Here is a 345-nt window from a genome sequence, read left to right on the forward strand (position 1 = left end):
GCCGACAGCGGAAGACGGGCTGCTGGACGCCATGGGTTACGACCCCGTGCATCCCGATATATTGGCGCAGCAAACCGCATGGGCGGCGGCAGACGTTTACGCTCGACTGCTGGAATACGAACTCGACGGCATCGTCGCCGCCTTGCCGGGCGGACGCTATCAGCGCATAAAAGCATAATTGATTCATTCATTAAGGAACCAGCATGACAGAAGTCATTGCCTATCTCATCGAACACTTCCAAGATTTCGACAATTGTCCGCCGCCGGAGGATTTGGGCCGCCTGTTGGAAGATGCGGGTTTTGACGTAACGGAAATCGGCAATACGCTGATGATGATGGAAGTGT

Annotated in this window: 1 protein-coding gene and 1 pseudogene; both read left to right on the plus strand. The window is 54.8% G+C overall.

Annotation, left to right across the window (positions count from 1 at the left end; genetic code table 11):
- Positions 1-178 (plus strand): annotated as a pseudogene (locus ACTHS3_RS17405) (DNA-processing protein DprA); the annotation flags it as partial.
- 25 nt (positions 179-203) lie between these two features.
- On the plus strand, positions 204-345 hold a 142-nt coding region (locus ACTHS3_RS17410; protein ID WP_440368686.1), incomplete at its 3' end, for a DUF494 family protein.

It is taken from the genome of Neisseria sp. P0009.S007, assembly GCF_051962515.1.